The sequence below is a fragment of the Paenibacillus ehimensis NBRC 15659 genome (assembly GCF_004000785.1).
Taxonomy (GTDB): Bacteria; Bacillota; Bacilli; order Paenibacillales; family NBRC-103111; genus Paenibacillus_G; species Paenibacillus_G ehimensis.
The window spans coordinates 62229-81343 of sequence record NZ_BILX01000017.1; the positions used below are offsets into that span (position 1 = coordinate 62229).

A 19115-nucleotide genomic window follows, 5' to 3' on the forward strand; every position below is an offset into this window, starting at 1 on the left:
TTCTTTCTTGTATTCTCGATTGCAAAGCCAAAAACCTCTACCGATACACTTCATGTGGACAAAGCACAAAGCTGATGCTCCAAACATTTACAAAAGAACAGTGCTGTCTGCTGGAGCAGCCGAATACTGCATGGCAAGCAGTCGCCCCGCCCGACCTCGCTCATCCACATCTATCTCCAGCAGAACTTCACCGTTCAGGACCGCCTGTCTTGTTCAGTCATGCCCGCTTTCGTGATATGCCAGCTTCGGGCGCGCTCATACTGGCCATAGAGACGGGCAAAGATACCGCCTGCCTGACGAAGCTCCGCCGGCGTCCCGGTTTCGGCGACCCGTCCCCCGTCGAGCGCGATCACGTGATCGGCGGCAGCAAGCGTCGATGGACGGTGGGCGATGACGATTACGGTCCGGTTCGGATCCCGCGCCAAGCCCGCGATGGCTTCGGCAATGGCGCGCTCGTTCGCAGGATCGAGCGCGGATGCCGCTTCGTCGATGAGTACGATGCGGGCTTTCTTGAGAAAGGCGCGCGCAATAGACACACGTTGACGTTCGCCGCCGGACAATTGACCGCCAGCTTCACCGACACGGGTGTTCCACCCATGAGGCAGACGGTCGATGACCTCTTCAAGACGGGCAGAGCGGGCTGCCTCGGTAAGTTCCTCGCGTGTGGCGTCCGGCCGGGCAATCCGCAGGTTCTCTTCGATGGTATCATCGAAGAGGTAGACGTCCTGAAACACGACAGCAATGTCGTTCAACAAGACGCTGTGGTCGAGCTCGCGAACGTCAACCCCGCCGACGCATACGCTTCCGGCATCGGCATCGAAGAACCGGGCGATGAGCCGCGTCACGGTAGTCTTGCCTGAGCCCGATGGCCCGACCAGCGCCGTGGTACTGCCGGGACGACAATGAAACGTCACATGGGATAAAGCGGGCGTGTCGCCGTAGGAGAAGGTCACGTCTTTGAACTCTACGCCAGCATGCCTAAGTTGGTTCACGGGTTTTGCGCTAACCGGGAGCGCGGGGGTATCCAGGATGGACTGGATGCGTCCGACGGCGTTCTGCATCGCGTGCAGCGCTCCGATAAGCTCGATGAGATTGCCGAGAGGCTCCATAAACCGCACCGCAAGTACAAGCAAGGCAATCGTTTTCGGAACAGAAAGCGTTCCGCTCAGGAACAAGTGCACGCCGACGACAATGATGGCGATGAAGCCTCCCATCACGACAGCGATAAAGGACAGGTCGGGCAGCATGGAACGGCTGAGCCCACGACGGTAAACCAGACGGTGTTCGTCCAACGCCTCCCGCATCCGCATACTGCCCGTGCGGCCCTGCCCTGCTGCTCGCAATACCGATTGAGCCTGACCAAGCTCGATAGCGCGTCCGGCGATCTCCCTGTTTGCTTCTTCCAGCTCGGCGTCCGCGATGCCAGCGATACGGCCCGCACGACGTAAAGTGAGAAGCGCAAACGGAATAATCGCGAGGAACACCAGGGCCATACGCCATTCAATTGTAAAGGCAACCGCGATGATCGTGATCGGAACAAGCGCAGAGGTGATCGCGGGCAGCCCGATCGTTATCCCCAAATGTGCGGCCATGCCTACATCCGCCGTGACTGCACGGGCGAGACGGGACTTGCGTTCGGAAGTGAACCAGCCCAGCGGCAGGGTTACGATATGTCTCATTACATGGTGGCGAAGCCCGGCAGCCAGGTCTATGCTGGCATCGAACCCGACGGGTGTCGCGATGACAGTGAGCACCCAATAGACGATGAGACCGATCGCACCGACGATCAACCACGGGCTTGCTGCCGCGAAGTCGGGTTTGGGTTGCAGCAGCGCTGTCAGGATCGGTACCAGCAGCCCGAGGAGAAGTCCTTGCAGGATCGCGAGGACGGTCTGCAGCGCTCCCATGCGCATGAACAGCTTCGGATTGGGCCATAGCCGATAGAGGTTGCGGATCATAAAGATTCTCCTTTCTGTTGAGCCCGCCACATGCGTGCGTACAGTCCGTCGCGGGCGAGAAGCTCGTCGTGAGTGCCGCGCTCGACGAGATGGCCGTCGTCCAGAACAAGGATCTGGTCGGCGTTCTTGATCGTGTGGAGCCGGTGTGCGATGACGATCACGGTCTTGCCGACCGCGAGTTCGGCCAGCGCGTCCTGAACGGCTGTCTCGCCGTCGGGATCGAGCGAGGCGGTGGCCTCGTCCAGCACGATGATAGGCGCTCCGGATAGGATGGCACGAGCGATCGTCAACCGCTGCCTCTCCCCGCCTGACAATCCGCCGCCTCCTGCACCGAGAATCGTATCGTAACCGCGGGGGAGGCGTTCAATGACATGATGGATATGGGCCGCACGGGCAGCCTCGCGCACTTCCTCGTCACTTGCTCCGGGACGCCCGATGCGGATATTCTCAGTCACCGTATCGCGCAGCAGGACGACGTCCTGAAAAACAAGCGACATCGACGACAGCAGCGTCTCCGAGGAGATGTCCCGTACATCGGCGCCGCCGATGCGGATCGCGCCGCCGGTCACATCGTAGAACCGCGGCAGCAGGTTGGCCAGCGTGGACTTGCCGGCTCCGGACGGGCCGACGAGTGCCGTGACGGTTCCAGGCTCGCAGACCGCACTGATGTCGGTTAGTGCGTTGGTGACACCGTCGTACGAAAAGAAGACGTGATCCAGCTCAATCCTGTGCCCCGCGGGCTGCTTGGGCTGAGCAGGCTCAGGAAGTGGCTCGCGGGAGAGAAGATCCTCGATGTGGCTCGCGGCGAGCCGCCCTTTTCGCACGCCTTGCGAGCCTTGAATCGCCGGCATAATGGACGTAGGCAGGCCGATTCCGACGACGAGGAACGGCAGCAGATCCGCCATTGTGAGCCAGTCCTTGCTCACGAACCACAGTCCGGCGACCATGACCGCACCTAGCACTGTCATCTCGGAAGACAGCAACCGCGATGCCGCCGAGCTGTACCGGGTTTCGGTCACCCAGATGCGCATCGCGACAGTATGCTCATGTACCGCAGCGGCAAACCGGTCCATGATTCGTCCGCCGGTGCCGAACGCTTTGACAACGGGAATACCGTCCGCATATTCCACGCTCGCGGCGCTGATACGCCTTTCCGCAGCAAGCAGACGGGCCATGTGCGTGCTTATCGAGCGCATCGCGATTTGGTAACAAATTCCCATGAGCAGCAGCACGGCCATGGTGATCAACGCCATCCTCCAGTCTACAAACACCAGATAGGTGAAGCCGACAACGATCGCTATGACCGCGCCGACCACCTGTCCGAGCGCATGCGCGATCAGCTCATGCATCTCTTCAAGGTCATTGGTCATCCGCTTCTTTACGGCACCGGAACCGCTCGCGCGAATCCAGCCCAGCGGCAGAACGCCTAGTTGCCGTATAATCCGCACCCGGATGTCGTGCAGCAATGCCGCGTCTGCGTAATGACCCAACCGCGATGACGCAAACACCATCACCAGGCGCAAGCACGCACCGCCCATCCCGATGCCGACCCAAGTCCACACGGTGGCGGCTGCACCGGCAGCCGGGGCGGTGAGCAGAACCCGAGCGATCTCCGCAACGGCAATGTATGGAGCAAAGCCGGCAGCGGCGCCAATGGCCGAGAGCAGGGCGCAGACAAACAGCTGGGTACGAACCGGCCGCAGCAAACGCGCCAGCGCGTCGGAACGCACGAGACGTTGGTCTTCTTCTCCGGCGAACGGACCGGAACGGTCTTCTGACGCCGGAAGCTTGCGCTTTTCGTGTGGTACACTTTCATTGTTCATGATTTCTCCCTTCCGGTGCTTCAAGCACCTTGCCCAAAATTTCTGCTTCTATCTTACCCGCAAAAAAGACTATAGCTGCTATACACTTGGAGCATACTGCCCCGTCACCTCCAACCTTGTGCCTTATTTCAACGAAATCGCGGCAATGTCAATATAGGCAAGCTGCCCGTTGAAGGTATAGTCCTTGATTTTAGACTTGTTGTACACAGCCACTTCTTTCGTGTAGGAAAGCGGAAGCAGTATGGCGTTATCGTGAATCTCGCGCAGGATAAAATCATAGGTTTTCCGGATTTCATTCCGGTCGACAGTGACGTTCAGCGCATTGATGATCTTGCTTCCATCCTCGACCAGTTCAAGCGCTTGAGCTGCCGCATAGTTGGACTTTTGGCCAGGCTTCATGTTGGTTATGGACGTATACGGATCCCAAGCACTCCCGTATGTCATGCCGTATGCTATTGTAAAATTGTTGTTTTGCAATTCGGAATAATAAGCCGTCATCTCCATACCGTTCAGCCTAATATCCATCCCGATCTCTTTCCACTGTGCGGCCACGGCGAGCATAAGATCGTCAACCATGGTATTGTCCTTCGAATAAAGAATTTCGCCCTTCAAGGAAACGCCGTCCTTTTCCCGGACCCCATCGCCGTTGGAATCAACCCAACCTGCCTCCTCCAACAATGCGATTGCTTTTTGCTTGTCATGGCCGTAAGGCTCGAGTTTCACGTCGCAATAAGGCAGCGCCGGATCAAAGATGCTGTCCGCTTTGGCTTCGATTCCTGATAGTATGCTTTCGGAAATCCGCTGCTTATCAAGAGCATAGCTCGCCGCCAGACGAACATTCCGGTCGTTAAAAGGCGCTTTGGAAACGTTAAACCCAAAGTATCGAGTGTAGTTAATCCCTTCGGAGACAAGTGTCCCGTAGCCGCTTGCCTTCATCTCGTTCAATCCGTCGTAAGTGATTTGCCTGGTTCCCACGATGAGATCCACTTCTCCGTTACGCAAGGCCAGCAGTCTTGCATCATTGTCGGGAATCACCTTGACATGAAAGCGATCCGTCTCAGGCTCCTTTCCCCAATAGTGCGGATTTTTGACAAAGGTGTACGTCGTCCCGTCCGTATCTCCTTTATACATGTAGGGACCCGTGCCCAGAGTGGATGTTTTCAAGTCGTCCTTAACGGTCCCGTCCTCATGGAACGCATGCGGGGATACCATAGCCATCGGATGGATCAATGTAAAATCCTTCAGCACCCCATAATACGGAGCGGTCAAATGCACTTCTATCGTATGCGGGTCCACAACGACGATCCGCTTGAACAAGGTAGTCACAGTTCCATAACTGCCATTGGCTTTCCCCAGATTTTGAGGGATGACCTCCAGATTTCTCTTGACCGCTTCGGCATCAAACACCGTTCCGTCGGAAAACTTTACATTCTTCCGCAAATGAAACGTATACGCCAACCCGTCATTCGATATATCCCAGCTTTCCGCAAGGCCGGGAACAAACTCGCCGTCCTTGTAATTGACAAGGGTTTCGTAGAAATTGTACATGTAGAACGCAGGTCCGTAATTGGTGTTCACTACGAACGTCTCAATCGGATAAAAACCGCCCGCAAAATTCCACCCCTCGCTCACGGTTATTTCACGGGCCGTATCATTACGATCGGACCGAGAGCAAGCGGCCAGGGCCGTCAGCAGCAGCGCGGCAGTCACTAGTACCGTAACAGTTTTCTTCACGATCGTCCTTCTCCTTTCCGATAGGATGAACCGGTGATTTCGGCGGAAGCGAGTCAATCAGCAGCCTGGAATAAGCATGGCGGAAATCGGCATATGAAGCGGCATTCTCAATGTGCTCGACGATCGCGCCCTCTTTCATCACGAAGATGTTATCCGCCATATAGAGCGCCGCATCGATGTCGTGGGTAATAAACAAAAACGCACCCAAGCCCGCTTTTTTTAGCCCTAAAATCAAATCAAGGATCTGCTTTCTAACCGTCACATCCAGCCCGCTTACCGACTCGTCAAATACGATGAATTTCGGGGAAACGCTCATCGCCCTGGCGATGCAGACTCTCTTCAACTGCCCGCCGCTTAATTCATGAGGCAATCGCTCCAGCTGCGCCGCAGATAGCTGCACTTGGTCCGCTAATTCCAAGACCTTGCTGCGCTCTTCAAATCTGTTCAGATCCGTCAAGCATCGGATGGGCTCCGCTATCGAATCATAGACCCTGCGCCGAGGGTCAAGCGCACCTTGGGCGTTTTGCAGCACCAACTGAATTTTCGCTCTTTTCAAGCGAAGTTCTTTGGGGCGCATGGCAGCAACGTTTTTTCCATCGAACCGGATCTCTCCGCTTGTCGGCCGTTCGACACCTACCAACATCCGGGCCAGCGTGCTTTTGCCGCTGCCGCTTTCCCCTACGAGGGCGTAGCTTGTATGGCGGTCAAGCGACAGGGATACCTGCTTTAAGGCATCGACCGGTATTTTATTCCCGCGCTTGTCTTTGGCCATATATCGTTTGGATACATTGTCCATCTCAATCATGGCGATCCTCCCTTGCCAGAATACTGGCCGCCAGCAGCTCCTTCGTATACGGTTCCCGGGGGGCGGCAAAAATGTCATACACGGTACCGCTTTCGATAATTTCCCCCTTCCGCATGACGATCATTTCGTCCGCGAGCTTTGCCGCAACGCCAAAATCATGGGTAACAAGAAGCAGCCCGATGCCGCTTCTCTTCATTTTTTCGAGTTCGTTCAGAATAATGCTTTGATTGTTGACATCCAATGCGGTGGTGGCTTCGTCTGCGATAATGATTTCCGGCCCGTTAATCAGGGACAGCGCAATCATAATCCTTTGCAGCATGCCCCCGCTCAACTCATACGGGTAGCTGTTCATCAACTGCTCGCAGCGGGGCAGATTCATGTTTTCAAGGGCGAGGACCCCGGAAGCGTAAGCGTCCCGCCTGCTTATTTGTTGATGAGCCCTTATCGTTTCCACGATTTGCGCCCCGATTTTGGCCGTCGGATCAAACGCCGTCATCGGGTTTTGCACAATCATGGCGATTTTGGTTCCGCATAACGCCCGAATCCGTTTATCATCCATTGAGATTGGTTTTTCCTCTCCGTATTGCATATTTCCGGATACCCGAAACCTGCTCGCATCGAGAAGCTGCATTATGGCCTTGCACGTCATAGTCTTACCGCTTCCACTTTCACCGACAATAGCCAGCGCCGTACCTGCCCGAAGCGTAAAGCTTACGTTGTTGACAATAGGCTGGGCTGTACGCTTGAGAGCAACACACAAGCCGCTGACTTCTAACAATTTGTTCATTCACTCACCTCCTCCGGAGAGAGGATATCTCTAAGCGCTTCCCCGAACAGATTGAACCCTGCTGCCGCAAGCAGAATGCATAGGCCCGGGTAAACGACCAGCGTCGGATGCGAATAAAAATGCGATCTTGCTTCGCTAAGCATCGCGCCCCATTCCGGCGTTCCTGCCGCAAACCCTAGCCCAAGAAAAGAAAATCCGGAGATCATGAGAATAAATGAAGCTGCCCCCGTACTTACATAGACAACCATCTGCGGCAGAATATTGGGGATGATATGGCAGAAAACGATCCTGCTCCCGCTGCAGCCGGCAATGTGAGACGCGAGTATGTAGTCCTTGCCTTTTTCCATGCGCGCATAGGTCCATACCACCTTGGTAAACCAAGCCCACATCGAGACAAAGATTGCCGCAAAAATACTGACCATCCCTTGTCCGAGCGACCCGATAAGCGACAATACAAGGACTAGCGGCGGGAAAGCCATGAACATATCGCAAATGATCAGAAAAACCTGCTCCAACCGCCTGCTTGCATAAGCCGCTGCCGCTCCGACCGTCATCCCGACGGTTCCCAGCACGAGAATTATCGGCACGGCAATCCCGATCGAATAACTGGCACCCATGAGCAGCCGGGACAATACGCATCGGCCTAACTGATCCGTCCCCAACGGGTACTGTGCGTTCGCAGCCTGGAACCTGTTATATAGATCAATTTTGTTCGGATCATTAGGTGCGATGATCGGAGCCAGTACGGCAATGATCGATACAAATGCAATTAATATAAGGCCCGTCAGCGCCTGCTTGTTTCTAAGCGTTTCTTTGATCATAAAGGAACCTCTCCACGATCCACCATCCGAGGATCCAATAAGCAATTGACAATATCCGCAAGCGCTCTGCCGATGACAAAAATAAAGGCGATGACCAATACACACCCATGGACGGTCGGTAAATCGCGGCTCAGAATCGCATGGACCAAGTGCATTCCGATTCCTTGGATCGAAAAAACACTTTCAACCACCGCGCTTCCGGCCACCATAAGCCCGAGATATTGACAAAACAGCGTCACCATGGGAGGAAGTGAATTTCTTAAGACGTGCACCCCTATAATTCGCTTGGTGCTAATCCCTCTTGCCTTGGCATAAACGACATAATCTTTGTTCAGGTTAGACAGGATGGTTGCCCGAAATAAACGAATGAACGTGGCTGCGACAGGTATGGCAAGAACCACCGACGGAAGAATCAGGCTTTTCATATTTCCATAATCAATGACTTTAAAAACCGGTACTGCTATGGCAAATACCAAAAGCAGCAAAAACCCCATCCAGAAATTAGGAATTGAGATGCCCAAAATGGTTATCCCTCTTACCACATGATCGAAGAACCGATTTTGTCTGACAGCGGAAATGACGCTTATGGGCAGGGTCAACAATATAATCCAAACCAGCGCCATTCCTGCAAGCTTTAGCGTCTCGGGCAGCTTCTGCGCAATATCGGAACTGACCGCATTTTTGGTCAGAAGAGATATGCCCAGATCGCCCTTCACAACGTTGCCCAACCAATGAAAATATTGTTGATGTATCGGCAGATGAAGCCCCATCTTCCATCGGAGCTCTTCGATCTGTTCAGGTGTTGGATTCAACAGGCTTCGACGTGCCAAAGCTTCAGCCGGATCGACCGACGTGAAACTCGATAGCAAAAAGGACAGGATCGTGACGCCGGTCAACACAACGAGAAGACCAATCAATCGCTTTCGGAGATAAGTAATCAATGCGCGTTTCGTTCCTTTCTTTGGGATCCTTCCAAAGCATATCGCTTGCTTGCATTTAGCTTTTCTGTAACTCTGCCCCTTGGTTGATTATAATAATCATTCTCAATTGAAGAGCTATAGACTTATTCCACCGCTAACGGTGGAATAAGTCTATAGCTGCTATAATGATAGGGCAAAAAAATTATTGTCCCGCTTTCTCGCTCAATTTACCTTGTAAGCTGGTTAAAAAATCCTTGAGGAACAAAACCTTCTCCTCAGATTCATCCTTTAATAGTTCGTACACCAGATGATCCAGTTCTTCATGAAACTTTAAATGGTTCTGATGGACGACTTCCCCCTCCGGAGTCAGCTTTAATAAAAATCTGGACTGATTCTTAATGTCCTTTTCTTTTTTGATCAGACCTTTTTTTTCGAGTTTAATTACAATTTGTGAAACGGCTCCAACAGTCACGCCAAGCTTATCCGCCAAAGCGGTAATATGAATCCCTTCGTTTTCCTTAATCTCGGAAACAATATGAATTTCCGTATAATAGATTTGTTTTCCGTCTTTGGTTTTTAAAAAGTGCGTGTTTTTTTCATACTCAACATACGCGTATGCCGCACCTAAAAAGTTGTAGCTGATTTCTGTTTTGCGTAACTCATCCATCTCCAACTTCGATCACCGCCTCGCTCCAAAAAGTATATAGCACCTATACACTTTTTGTCAAGGCATACGGACCGGCATAACGCAAAATCGCCAGACGCGTAGATCTCGGCTGACGATTTGAAAGTTATACGCGCACATGCTATTCGTTCTCATGTAGCGCTTGTATGACTGATTTTCCAAGTTCCTGCACATACGTCATTCTTCATCCAATGAGTTTTTCATCCACCACTTCTGTTTTTAAGCCCCTTTGGAACCTCCCCTGAGCTGCGCACTGCAAAATCGGTTTATGTCATATATAATAGCATGGCATTATTTTTACGCGATGCATCGAGATAGTAGTTGATTACCTGTTCCAAATAAGTAAAAACATATTCCGGATCACCTTGATTGTTCCAATCCAAGGCTGGGTAAATTTCCAGTTCGTTCATCTTATCGGGATCGAATCGATTCTTCAGTTCTTTCTCGCTTAGATTGGATAGACTCAATGCAACGCATCTCACCTCTTCGTTTGTTAAATATCTCACGGGTCCAAACCCTATATCCTCTCCGATTTCCGTTCCTCCTAATATCGTATTGACCAACGGTAACTCCCCTTCCCATGCGCTGCCATTTAAAATAAAATGAATCGCATGCCAAGCTTTATCTATATCTAACAAATCCACCTCACGATCTTCAGTAAAAATGATATCCATTAAGTTCTCTTCCCCGGATTTTATTCTATCTAATCTTTCTACCGATATTTGCAATAAGTTTCCTGTCATCCCCATAGTTTACACCTCTGTCTTATGAACTAAAGAATGAATAACCTTGTCCTTTACTGTCTTGCTAATCCCGGTCTCAAAACTTGTTTCCACCAGGTGAGCGTCTAACTCCCCCATCTCTTCTTCATCGTCAATAATCACAAACCTATCGACCTCCCAACCACTATTCAAACTGTGGATTAAAAACTCCATAATTTCTTTGCCCCGTATGGCCCCTTCAATTATGGGAGTCATTCCAATTACATTCTTTATTCCGTTGATTTCAAAAATAGATTGTAATTGCTTTAAGGTCCTGCCTTCTCTCCAAGACGAGCTGACGACAATCTTAGCTTCAGTTATTTCCAGTACCTCTTGTAAATTCCTGACGCATTCCGGATCAAACTCATGTCCAAAATATTTCTTACTTTGCACCATATGTCTGGAAGTAACCAGTACTCCGTCGATGTCCAAAAAGATTAATTTCATACTTTTTCTCTTCTCTTATTTTAGGTTATGACTTTTCCTGTCCTACTAAAAAGTGGTCTTGAAGGATCTTTAATGTCTCTTGTCTGTTCCTTACGATATATCTCTTATGTTGAAATGCATTGGTTACTTCTAGAAGTTTTTCGAGTTGGTAACCGTGATTCCATTGAACAATCATCTTGATTAAATTGCCGATCGATTGCTTATAATTCCATGGTTCAATCCCTGTTCTTGATTTGATAAATCTTTTTATGATTCTGTAGTCTCTTATATACACACTGGGATTAAGAATAATAATCATATCGGATTGGATAAAGCTTTCCATGGTCCAAGCACTGTACTGAACCCCTTCAATAATCCAAGATTCCTTATGAATGATCTCCTGGAATGTTTTATTGCGAATTTCTTCCGGATATTTAAGATTTTCCGCACTTCGATCCCAGATCATATTGTCTAGCTCGAAACAGGGTATACCATACTGTTTTGAAATCTCTCTGGCTAACGAGGACTTGCCGCTGCCGCAAGAACCAATAATTCTAATCTTAATGATCGTCAACTCCCCGAGTATCAATGCTAAGCACGTTAGGTCGGGCAAGGTGCAGGGTTATCTTCAAAACCTTTCCAAAATCTTTTTCTCCTATTCTAGCACACTTTTTGTGGATAGTCGCCAGCTTGGCAACGAAATGGAAATGGCCCAATTTCATGAAAATTGGGCCAGCCAGCGTGCTGCGTTCAGAGAGCTTATTCCTTAGTGCATTCAGGCAAGCTCTTCCTGCACGATTTCGATTTTTTCTCCTTTGTTATTCACGATGTCTATACCGAGCGCATCATACCCGTTGCGCTTCGCCACGTCGAAATCGACTCGTTCGCCGCTTATTAATTCAAGCTGCCCGTCTTCGTCCACATCGTCCGAAAATTCTTCATCCCAATCGACGTTATAGAAGGCCGTGATGTAAACCTCAAAAGTATCCTCACCCTCTTTACTCAGGTAGGGCAATAAGGGCGTCCGGTTGTTTTGCTGCTCAGCCGTATAAGTATCGCACAGCATGGCGTTATAGCCGTGTTTGCAGCCGTCGAACAGAAGGTACCGTTCACCATCAATCGGATCCTCGGCCACAACCAGTTGGGGAGCGAAATCGGTGGCCACAATCAGATCATCGATCAGCTCTCCGTAATAATACAGGCGAAACTGGGTTCGGCCTTCTTTTGTCTGCAATTTACCTGTCCATTCTTGTTCCACCCAATTTTCCGGTTTTTCAGCTACGGTTACTCCCTCAAGATAAGCCGGACCAAGTCGATGCGATGGTTGGTTAGACATATGCTGCTTTCCTCTCCTGGATATGATTTATGTAATAAGACTCTATTTTACCTATTTCTCTCAAAGTCTCGATCTAATCCTTCATGTTCTAAGAGCTGATACACTTGTTCCATATCCTCGTCCGAGAACTCGGTATCCAGAAACTCCTCACAGATGAAGCCCCAAGTATCCACCCTCGAAACAATAGGGATCTTATTGCTTTTCGCAAACCTTTCCAGGGTTTCTTTATGAATGGCCGAGACAAAAAGGACTTCGTCGCTCTTCAATCTAACTTCGGGAGGGAATCTGGTATTCAAAATTTCAGAAATATCTTCCGAAGCGACACTGCCAGTGGGGTATATACGGGATGCCTGGAAGGGGTAGTTGTGAAAATGTATCCGATTTTCAAAAATTGAACATCCTGCATAGAGTCATCCCCACCCCAATCCTTACCAGTTCATGCGTTCTGCTAAAGATTGAATGTGGGATGTGTGATGCTTGTTATGCCAAATAAGTCTTTGAATCGCCACATCCACCGTAATCCAACCCAGGACTTCCGTATTGAATCTTCGATTATAGTCGGCCGGCTTCAAACCATAAATCACATGGATGAGCCGATGATGAAGCGACTCTAGAAGGACCAGGGAAATTTCGATCGGGGTCTCCTTATAATCGTTAAGCTCGGCCCATACATTGGGACGATAAGAACTGGCCATAGGTTCTTCTTCGGTTAATCCTCTCTTTAATCTCAGGTAGGCATTGATATCGTTATCGGCCATGTGATGAACGACCTGTCGCACCGTCCAGCCACCAGACCGATACGGAGTTTGAAGCTGATCCTCATTGAGGTCTCGCACAATCTTGCGAAGAGAAGGAACAAGTTCCCCTATTTCTTTCGTGTAATTGTTACGTTCTTCCTCTGACGTAACAGCCCTTGGCGTAAACTGGCCGATCGGATACCGCAAAATGTCTTCATTCATCTTGAGATTGACCTCCTCGAAAATATCCATGCTGTCCCCGGCGTAAGGTCCGTAGGCTGAGCTCCGAAAACACTCTTTTTATTACTTTACCTCGTCACCTATATATTCCAGCAACTCTCCGGGCTGACAATTCAATGCTGCACAAATCTTATCAATGACCTCTAATGACACATACTCGTTGGTATTCAATTTCGCCATAGTCGCAGACGAAATTCCTGTCCTCTTCATTAATTCTTGCTTCTTTATGTCTCGATCGATCAGTAATTTTTGTAACGGTTTATAGCTTATCATCACTGCATCCCTTTCAATAGACTAAACTTTTCTTCAATTATAGCGATTAAAATTTAGTTAATCAAAATTATTTTCGTGTTCTCTTGACAATAAAATTCAATATGATAAAGTTATATTCAACAAATTAAACATTTATTCATTATTATAAATGATGGAGGTTTGTGCTATGCTCGAATTTAACTTAGCTTTTAATCAATTTATAACGAATCGTACCGATGTTATTGGTAAAACTTCTTTAAAAGAATTAGGGAAGTACAACGAATTGAATACCTATTGCATTAAGCTATTTAAAGATATTTACAATCAACTGCCAGACGACTCCAAAATGTTGCTATACGAATATGAATACAAATCCAATATCCTGCAAGGACTTGCTGAATCGATCATGTACGAGCAAGGCCTAAAAGACGGAGTTTCTTTGAGCAGAATCTTGTCCGGCGGTTAAACCGTCGGATAACTGTTCTTTTAAATATATAGACGACTGATGCCTCTGACAGACAGCACAGATTTCATATGTCATCTTCGCAAATTGGCTTTGACCTCCAAGAGCTTACTGTATTGCATTGCGCTTCATCATCCTACAAACACAATGCTTTATTTAGGATTCTTTTGTAGATCTTTAATAACCTTGAAGCGGTAAACCGTTATGAAAAGGGGAATTTAAAAAATCTATTATTATTTCATCCATGTTTTCAACAAATTCAAGATTACATTGAAACGGTAGACGCCCATGCAAAGCCGATATTAAATTGAACCTTAGCTGGCAAGCCAACGGATCAAACCATAAATAAAATATCATTCCATGATTCCGAGGCGAACGAAATACTTGCTCCTGTCTGTTTTGGATTACTTTAAAAAAGAATTCTCTATAGTCACCAACTTTATAGTTTTTACCAATTCCAAGTCTAATGAGATACGCCACATATTATTAATCGTCTCTTCATTCAAATCTTGTTCTGAATTTCCGATAGAAATTATGTCCGTTATAACCGCCTCTAAGTGTTTAAAATAATACTCTTTATTCATTTGGTTCGTCATGCGCTATACTCCACTCATATTCGTCAATATCAATGGTTTAGCCTCTTCTCTGCCAAATCCATGGCGACGGCTAACTGAATCTGCCCGATCTTACTAAGACCGCGCTTATAATCTTTTATTGGTACCGTTTCAATAATCGGGCCAAACTTTGATACAATCTTCTTGCAGGTCTCCCATCCGGAATATCTTCATTAAATGTAATGACGGTTACTTCTGCCCGTCACATCAATAAGTCTCAAAACATGCCTTAGCAGCGCCGTGGCTACTCCATTATTTCTCGCTCGAAATCATCCATTGTTGGGTTATCAACTCTCATATGTAAACTCCACTTTCGTGCCGGTCAAATCAATATTACCATATTTCAGGAGAACCCAGCCCAACAAAAAAAATCCTCACCTCTCCGAAGAAAGGTAAGGATTTTCCGCCGCTCAATTAAGCGCGGGAGATGTATTGGCCCTCGCGGGTGTCGATCAAGAGCACGTCGCCTTCGTTGATGAAGAGCGGCACTTGAACGTTCAAGCCGGTTTCGACTTTCGCGTTCTTGGTCGCGCCTTGCGCCGTGTTGCCTTTGACGCCCGGCTCGGTTTCGATAACCTTCAGCTCGACGCTGTTCGGCAGGTTGATCCCGAGGATCTCGCCTTGGTAGCTCATGATGTTGATGTTCATGTTTTCTTTGAGGAAGTTCAGTTCCCACTTGATTTGTTTTTCTTCCAGGTTGATTTGATCGAACGTTTCGGTATCCATGAACGTATGCTCTTTACCGCTGGCGTACAGGTACTGCATTTGACGGTTTTCGATGTGAGCGCGGCTCACGTTCTCACCCGCACGGAACGTACGCTCAACGGTGTTGCCGTTGCGCAGGTTTTTCAGCTTGGAGCGGACGAAGGCAGCGCCTTTACCCGGTTTAACGTGCTGGAAATCGATAACGGTGAACAAGTCGCCGTCTACTTCAATGGTCAAGCCTGTTTTAAAATCGTTAACTGAAATCACTACAAAAACCTCCCTAAAATGTGAGCAGACGACAGTGCCTCAAGCCTTGTAAGAATCAGTTCCCGGATCGTCCGGACCTATCCTTGCCTTCGCCTTGGTTTATGCCGCTACCAAGTTGCAGTAAAGTTATGGTATCACAATCAAGTCTTTGCTGGATTGTGTTAACCTCCGATTGCCCGTTTCCGTGATGACGATATCGTCCTCGATCCGGACGCCGCCGAAGCCTGGCAAATAAATGCCGGGCTCCACGGTAACCACCATGCCCGGAGTCAGTACAACATCGCCCTGCACCGACAGCCGCGGCGCTTCGTGAACTTCCATCCCGAGCCCGTGTCCGGTGCCGTGGCCGAAATGATCGCCGTAGCCGTAACGCTTGATGATATCGCGTGCGACGGCATCCGCTTCCTTGCCGGTCATTCCCGGCTTGATTCGCTCGAGCGCTTCCATCTGCGCTTCCAGAACGATCTTATAGATGTCGCGGTGCTTATCCGTCGGCGTACCGACGATGACTGTACGGGTAATGTCGGAACAGTAGCTTTTGTAATAGGCTCCGAAATCGAGCGTGACAAATTCGCCGGTTCCAATGATTTTGTCGCTGGCTTTGCCGTGCGGCAGCGCAGAGCGTTCGCCGGAGGCAACGATCGTTTCGAACGAAGTCGAAGCCGCGCCATGCTTGCGTACGAACATTTCGATTTCCAGTGAAATGTCCAGCTCTTTGACCCCGGACTTCAACAGCCCGAGAATGTGGACGAACGTGCGGTCCGCCAGATCGGCCGCCTGCTGCATGACGGCGATCTCCTCATCGTCCTTGATCATGCGGAGCGACTCGACCAATCCGCCCGTAGGCACGAATTCAATCCCGCCGAGCGTTTCGGCGTAGCTGCTGTAAGTGCCGTAGCTGAGGTCGGTTTGTTCGAAGCCGAGCTTGGTAATTCCCCATTTGCGAAGCAGATCGTGGACCGATTCCGCGACCTTGGGCCCGTGCTCGATGATCTCGTAGCCTGCCGCTTGCTCCGATGCCTGTGTTACGTAACGAAAGTCGGTCAGCAGTACGGCCCGATCGGCCGTAAGAAGCACGTAGCCTGCCGATCCGGTGAAGCCCGTCATATATTTCCGGTTCGTCGCATTCGTGATGAGCAGCGCCGGCAAGCCTTTTTGTTCCAAGAGGCTGCGCAGCCGTCCGATTCGCTGTTGCTGCATTTGCTATCCCTCCGCGCTATCAATATACTGGACCAGCGCACGCAAGCCCAGCTCGTAGCTGTTCGCGCCGAAGCCCGCGATTTGGCCCACGGCTACCGGGGCGATGACCGATACGTGGCGGAAGGCTTCCCTTTTATGAATGTTCGAAATATGTACCTCAACCGTCGGGATGCCTACAGCGCTGATGGCATCGCGGATCGCATAGCTGTAATGCGTGAACGCGCCCGGATTGAACAAGATGCCGGCTTTCTGCCCATAGGCGGCATGAATGCGGTCGATCAGATCGCCCTCATGATTCGATTGATAGCATTCCAATCCGACCCCGAGCTCCTCCGCCAGCTTGGCCAGCCTGTCCGTTATCGATTGAAGCGACAGACTGCCGTAGACGCCGGGCTCCCGGATGCCAAGCATGTTCAAATTCGGTCCGTTCAACAACAAAATGTGCTTCATCCGTGAAACCTCCCAACCTGATAAATCCGCACACACTTAGCCATTTTACCATAACCTTCCCCGGTTTGAGAACTTTTTTTTGCGGGCTCAGGCGGCCAAATAAAGCGGTTTTACCAATGTTTAGGTAATCCGAATTGTTCATCAAAGCGTGAAAGAACCGATAGCGCACATTGTGGCGACCGTCTGCAGGCCGGGTGAATTTTAGGTTAGCTCGGGTTCGTCCCGGCTTCTGGCAAACGGCTCCCGTTCCCGCTCGTCCGTAAACTCGAAGCTGATGGAGTAGCCGATAAACAATCCCCAGAGCACAAACAGGCATGCTTGAGTCAGAACCGTATTTAGATCCAGATAGGCGATCCAATCCATCATCCCGGTGATCGGTCCGACCAGCAGGAACAAGAACGCCCACCAGGCGACGCCGTACCCGATTCCGTACCACGGACCGATCGCCTTAGCGAGCATGAGCGTATACAATAAAGCGGCAACGACGGACAGGGCGATAAACGCCAGCCATCCCAGCATATATCCCCGCCATGTCATCAAGTAAGAATGCTTGTACAAGGGCTCGATCAAAAATCCCGGCGATAGCGAAGTAAAATGAAAATAGTTGGCCAGCATTTGAACCCCGCCCCAGATCAACCCGGCGAAAAAGCCGATATGTACCGCGAATCTCCATCGATTCGTACGAGGCTTCGCATCGCGTCGGCGATTCATGCCCAAATCCCTCCTCGATTTCGGATATCCACTAGTATGTGCAAAAGTTCCACCGATAAACAAGTGGCAATATGACGGCGGATTCGCTAAAATACAGATATGGCATCATTTATCGTTATTTATTCATAGTAGAAGAAGGTGTATCGTATTGTCGGAAAAGAATCAGCCAAATGCCATTTACGGCGGCCAAGCCGTGATTGAAGGCGTCATGTTTGCCGGCCAGAAGGTGAACGTTACGGCGGTGCGCCGAAAAGATAATTCCATCCATTATCTTGAGGTACCCAGAAAAGAAATCGGCTGGGTCCAGACGTTGAAGAAAATTCCGCTGATCCGGGGGATTGTCGGGATTGTGGAAGCAAGCGCCAAAGGGGCGCAGCACTTGAATTTTTCGGCGGAGGTGTTTGCCGAGGAAGAAGGTGTGGTTAAGGAAGAGAAGAAGGAATCGCTGACCGGCAAAATCTCCATGATTCTCGGGGTGGCAGTCGTCGGGATTTTATCCTTTTTGTTCGGAAAGTTCGTGTTCACGCTTGTTCCGCCGACGATCGAGCAGATGCTGTTCGGAAGTTTGTTCGAGAACCAGATCGGTCATAACCTGATTGAAGGCTTGATCAAGATTATCCTGCTTGTCGGGTATATTTATTTTATTTCGCTTACGCCGATGATCAAACGTTTATTTCAATACCACGGAGCCGAACATAAAGTCATTAGCGCATACGAAGCCGGCCTGGAGCTGACCGTCCAGAACGTGCAGAAGTTCAGCACGCTGCATTACCGGTGCGGCAGCAGCTTCATCGTCTTTACCGTCATCGTCGGCGTCGTCATCTACTCGTTCTTTCAATACGATTCGTTCCTGGAGCGGATCATTCAACGGATCGTGCTGCTTCCGCTTGTGATCGGCGTGTCTTATGAAGTATTGCGGTTCACCAACAGCCTGCGGGACATTCCGGTGCTTCGTTTCCTCGGCTATCCCGGCCTGTGGCTGCAATTGCTCACGACAAAAGAACCGGACGATTCCCAAGTGGAAGTATCCATTGCCTCCTTCAACCGGATGCGGGAGCTCGACCGGCAAATTTAACCTTAGACAAGGAGGGGTCCTGCATGAGAAACCGCAACAGCACGGTCGCTTACGTGATTTTCGGCTTGATCGCCATCGGGATACTGGCTAGTATTCTCTCCAATCCGGGCACGTTTATCATCCCGATTCTCGTATTCGGCGTGATTTTCTTCCTGTACAAGTTCCCGCCGAACCGATGGAGACAACCGAAACGGCCGTCCTCCTCCCGGTTTCAAAAAGGAAAGCGGCGCAATGCCACGTTCCGCGTCATTCAAGGCAATAAGGACGGCTCGGATGAACCGCCCAAATACCATTGATTTGTTCGCAACCTTAAAAAAGCGGCAGCCTCTTTCCAAGAGCGCTTGC

Annotated in this window: 22 protein-coding genes; 3 read left to right on the forward strand and 19 right to left on the reverse strand. The window is 50.0% G+C overall.

Annotated features, from left to right (window positions below; all coding sequences use genetic code 11):
- Positions 1–194 precede the first annotated feature (194 nt).
- From PEH01S_RS12570 to PEH01S_RS12635, 14 genes are all read right to left on the reverse strand, one after another.
- The gene (locus PEH01S_RS12570) at positions 195–1958 is read right to left on the reverse strand and encodes an ABC transporter ATP-binding protein (RefSeq protein WP_127485784.1); all 1764 of its coding nucleotides are present in this window, start codon (positions 1956–1958) and stop codon (positions 195–197) included.
- On the reverse strand, positions 1955–3781 hold the full coding sequence (locus tag PEH01S_RS12575) for an ABC transporter ATP-binding protein (RefSeq protein WP_127485786.1): 1827 nt from the start codon (positions 3779–3781) through the stop codon (positions 1955–1957). Before PEH01S_RS12575 ends, PEH01S_RS12570 begins: the two co-directional genes overlap by 4 nt.
- A 123-nt stretch (positions 3782–3904) precedes the next feature.
- Positions 3905–5515, reverse strand: coding sequence for a nickel ABC transporter substrate-binding protein (locus PEH01S_RS12580; RefSeq protein WP_127485788.1), 1611 nt, complete (start codon positions 5513–5515; stop codon positions 3905–3907).
- Positions 5436–6320 carry an ABC transporter ATP-binding protein gene (locus PEH01S_RS12585; protein WP_127485790.1) on the reverse strand — a complete coding sequence of 295 codons (885 nt, stop codon included), beginning with the start codon at positions 6318–6320 and terminating at the stop codon, positions 5436–5438. The genes PEH01S_RS12580 and PEH01S_RS12585 overlap by 80 nt, the downstream gene beginning before the upstream one ends.
- Positions 6313–7107, reverse strand: a complete 795-nt coding sequence (locus PEH01S_RS12590) for an ABC transporter ATP-binding protein (protein WP_127485792.1) — start codon at positions 7105–7107, stop codon at positions 6313–6315. Before PEH01S_RS12590 ends, PEH01S_RS12585 begins: the two co-directional genes overlap by 8 nt.
- The gene (locus tag PEH01S_RS12595; RefSeq protein WP_127485794.1) at positions 7104–7928 is read right to left on the reverse strand and encodes an ABC transporter permease; all 825 of its coding nucleotides are present in this window, start codon (positions 7926–7928) and stop codon (positions 7104–7106) included. Before PEH01S_RS12595 ends, PEH01S_RS12590 begins: the two co-directional genes overlap by 4 nt.
- Positions 7925–8869, reverse strand: coding sequence for an ABC transporter permease (locus PEH01S_RS12600; RefSeq protein WP_246062899.1), 945 nt, complete (start codon positions 8867–8869; stop codon positions 7925–7927). The genes PEH01S_RS12595 and PEH01S_RS12600 overlap by 4 nt, the downstream gene beginning before the upstream one ends.
- Positions 8870–9050: 181 nt before the next feature.
- Entirely contained in the window at positions 9051–9515 is a 465-nt protein-coding gene (locus PEH01S_RS12605; protein ID WP_036713076.1) for a MarR family winged helix-turn-helix transcriptional regulator, read from the reverse strand.
- Between the two features lie 284 nt (positions 9516–9799).
- Complete coding sequence (locus tag PEH01S_RS12610; RefSeq protein WP_127485796.1) at positions 9800–10282, reverse strand: YfbM family protein; 483 nt, start codon at positions 10280–10282, stop codon at positions 9800–9802.
- A 3-nt stretch (positions 10283–10285) separates the two neighbouring features.
- Positions 10286–10741, reverse strand: coding sequence for an HAD domain-containing protein (locus tag PEH01S_RS12615; protein ID WP_127485798.1), 456 nt, complete (start codon positions 10739–10741; stop codon positions 10286–10288).
- A 25-nt stretch (positions 10742–10766) separates the two neighbouring features.
- Entirely contained in the window at positions 10767–11186 is a 420-nt protein-coding gene (locus tag PEH01S_RS12620; protein ID WP_246062900.1) for a P-loop NTPase family protein, read from the reverse strand.
- A 309-nt stretch (positions 11187–11495) separates the two neighbouring features.
- On the reverse strand, positions 11496–12056 hold the full coding sequence (locus PEH01S_RS12625) for a hypothetical protein (RefSeq protein ID WP_127485800.1): 561 nt from the start codon (positions 12054–12056) through the stop codon (positions 11496–11498).
- Positions 12057–12484: 428 nt separating this feature from the next.
- Complete coding sequence (locus PEH01S_RS12630) at positions 12485–13015, reverse strand: YfiT family bacillithiol transferase (protein WP_127485802.1); 531 nt, start codon at positions 13013–13015, stop codon at positions 12485–12487.
- A gap of 81 nt (positions 13016–13096) precedes the next feature.
- On the reverse strand, positions 13097–13306 hold the full coding sequence (locus tag PEH01S_RS12635; protein ID WP_127485804.1) for a helix-turn-helix domain-containing protein: 210 nt from the start codon (positions 13304–13306) through the stop codon (positions 13097–13099).
- 166 nt (positions 13307–13472) lie between these two features.
- Between PEH01S_RS12635 and PEH01S_RS12640 the strand changes: the two genes are divergently transcribed.
- On the forward strand, positions 13473–13751 hold the full coding sequence (locus tag PEH01S_RS12640; RefSeq protein ID WP_127485807.1) for a hypothetical protein: 279 nt from the start codon (positions 13473–13475) through the stop codon (positions 13749–13751).
- A gap of 401 nt (positions 13752–14152) precedes the next feature.
- Here PEH01S_RS12640 and PEH01S_RS34575 read toward each other — a convergent pair whose 3' ends face one another.
- The 5 genes from PEH01S_RS34575 to PEH01S_RS12665 form a co-directional block, all read right to left on the reverse strand.
- Positions 14153–14344 (reverse strand): hypothetical protein, encoded by a 192-nt coding sequence (locus tag PEH01S_RS34575; protein WP_164827809.1) that lies wholly within the window; start codon positions 14342–14344, stop codon positions 14153–14155.
- A gap of 432 nt (positions 14345–14776) precedes the next feature.
- On the reverse strand, positions 14777–15334 hold the full coding sequence (gene efp / locus PEH01S_RS12650; protein WP_025847121.1) for an elongation factor P: 558 nt from the start codon (positions 15332–15334) through the stop codon (positions 14777–14779).
- Positions 15335–15460: 126 nt separating this feature from the next.
- Complete coding sequence (locus tag PEH01S_RS12655; RefSeq protein WP_025847123.1) at positions 15461–16534, reverse strand: M24 family metallopeptidase; 1074 nt, start codon at positions 16532–16534, stop codon at positions 15461–15463.
- Positions 16535–16537: 3 nt separating this feature from the next.
- Positions 16538–16984 (reverse strand): type II 3-dehydroquinate dehydratase, encoded by a 447-nt coding sequence (aroQ, locus tag PEH01S_RS12660; protein WP_025847125.1) that lies wholly within the window; start codon positions 16982–16984, stop codon positions 16538–16540.
- A gap of 201 nt (positions 16985–17185) precedes the next feature.
- Positions 17186–17695: a YqhR family membrane protein gene (locus tag PEH01S_RS12665; protein ID WP_127485811.1), complete on the reverse strand. Its 510-nt coding sequence runs from the start codon at positions 17693–17695 to the stop codon at positions 17186–17188.
- 148 nt (positions 17696–17843) lie between these two features.
- Between PEH01S_RS12665 and PEH01S_RS12670 the strand changes: the two genes are divergently transcribed.
- Together PEH01S_RS12670 and PEH01S_RS12675 are read left to right on the forward strand one after the other, a co-directional pair.
- A complete protein-coding gene (locus PEH01S_RS12670; protein ID WP_025847128.1) occupies positions 17844–18770 on the forward strand; it encodes a DUF1385 domain-containing protein in 927 nt (308 codons plus the stop codon).
- Between the two features lie 23 nt (positions 18771–18793).
- Positions 18794–19066, forward strand: coding sequence for a hypothetical protein (locus tag PEH01S_RS12675; protein WP_025847130.1), 273 nt, complete (start codon positions 18794–18796; stop codon positions 19064–19066).
- Positions 19067–19115: the final 49 nt, after the last annotated feature.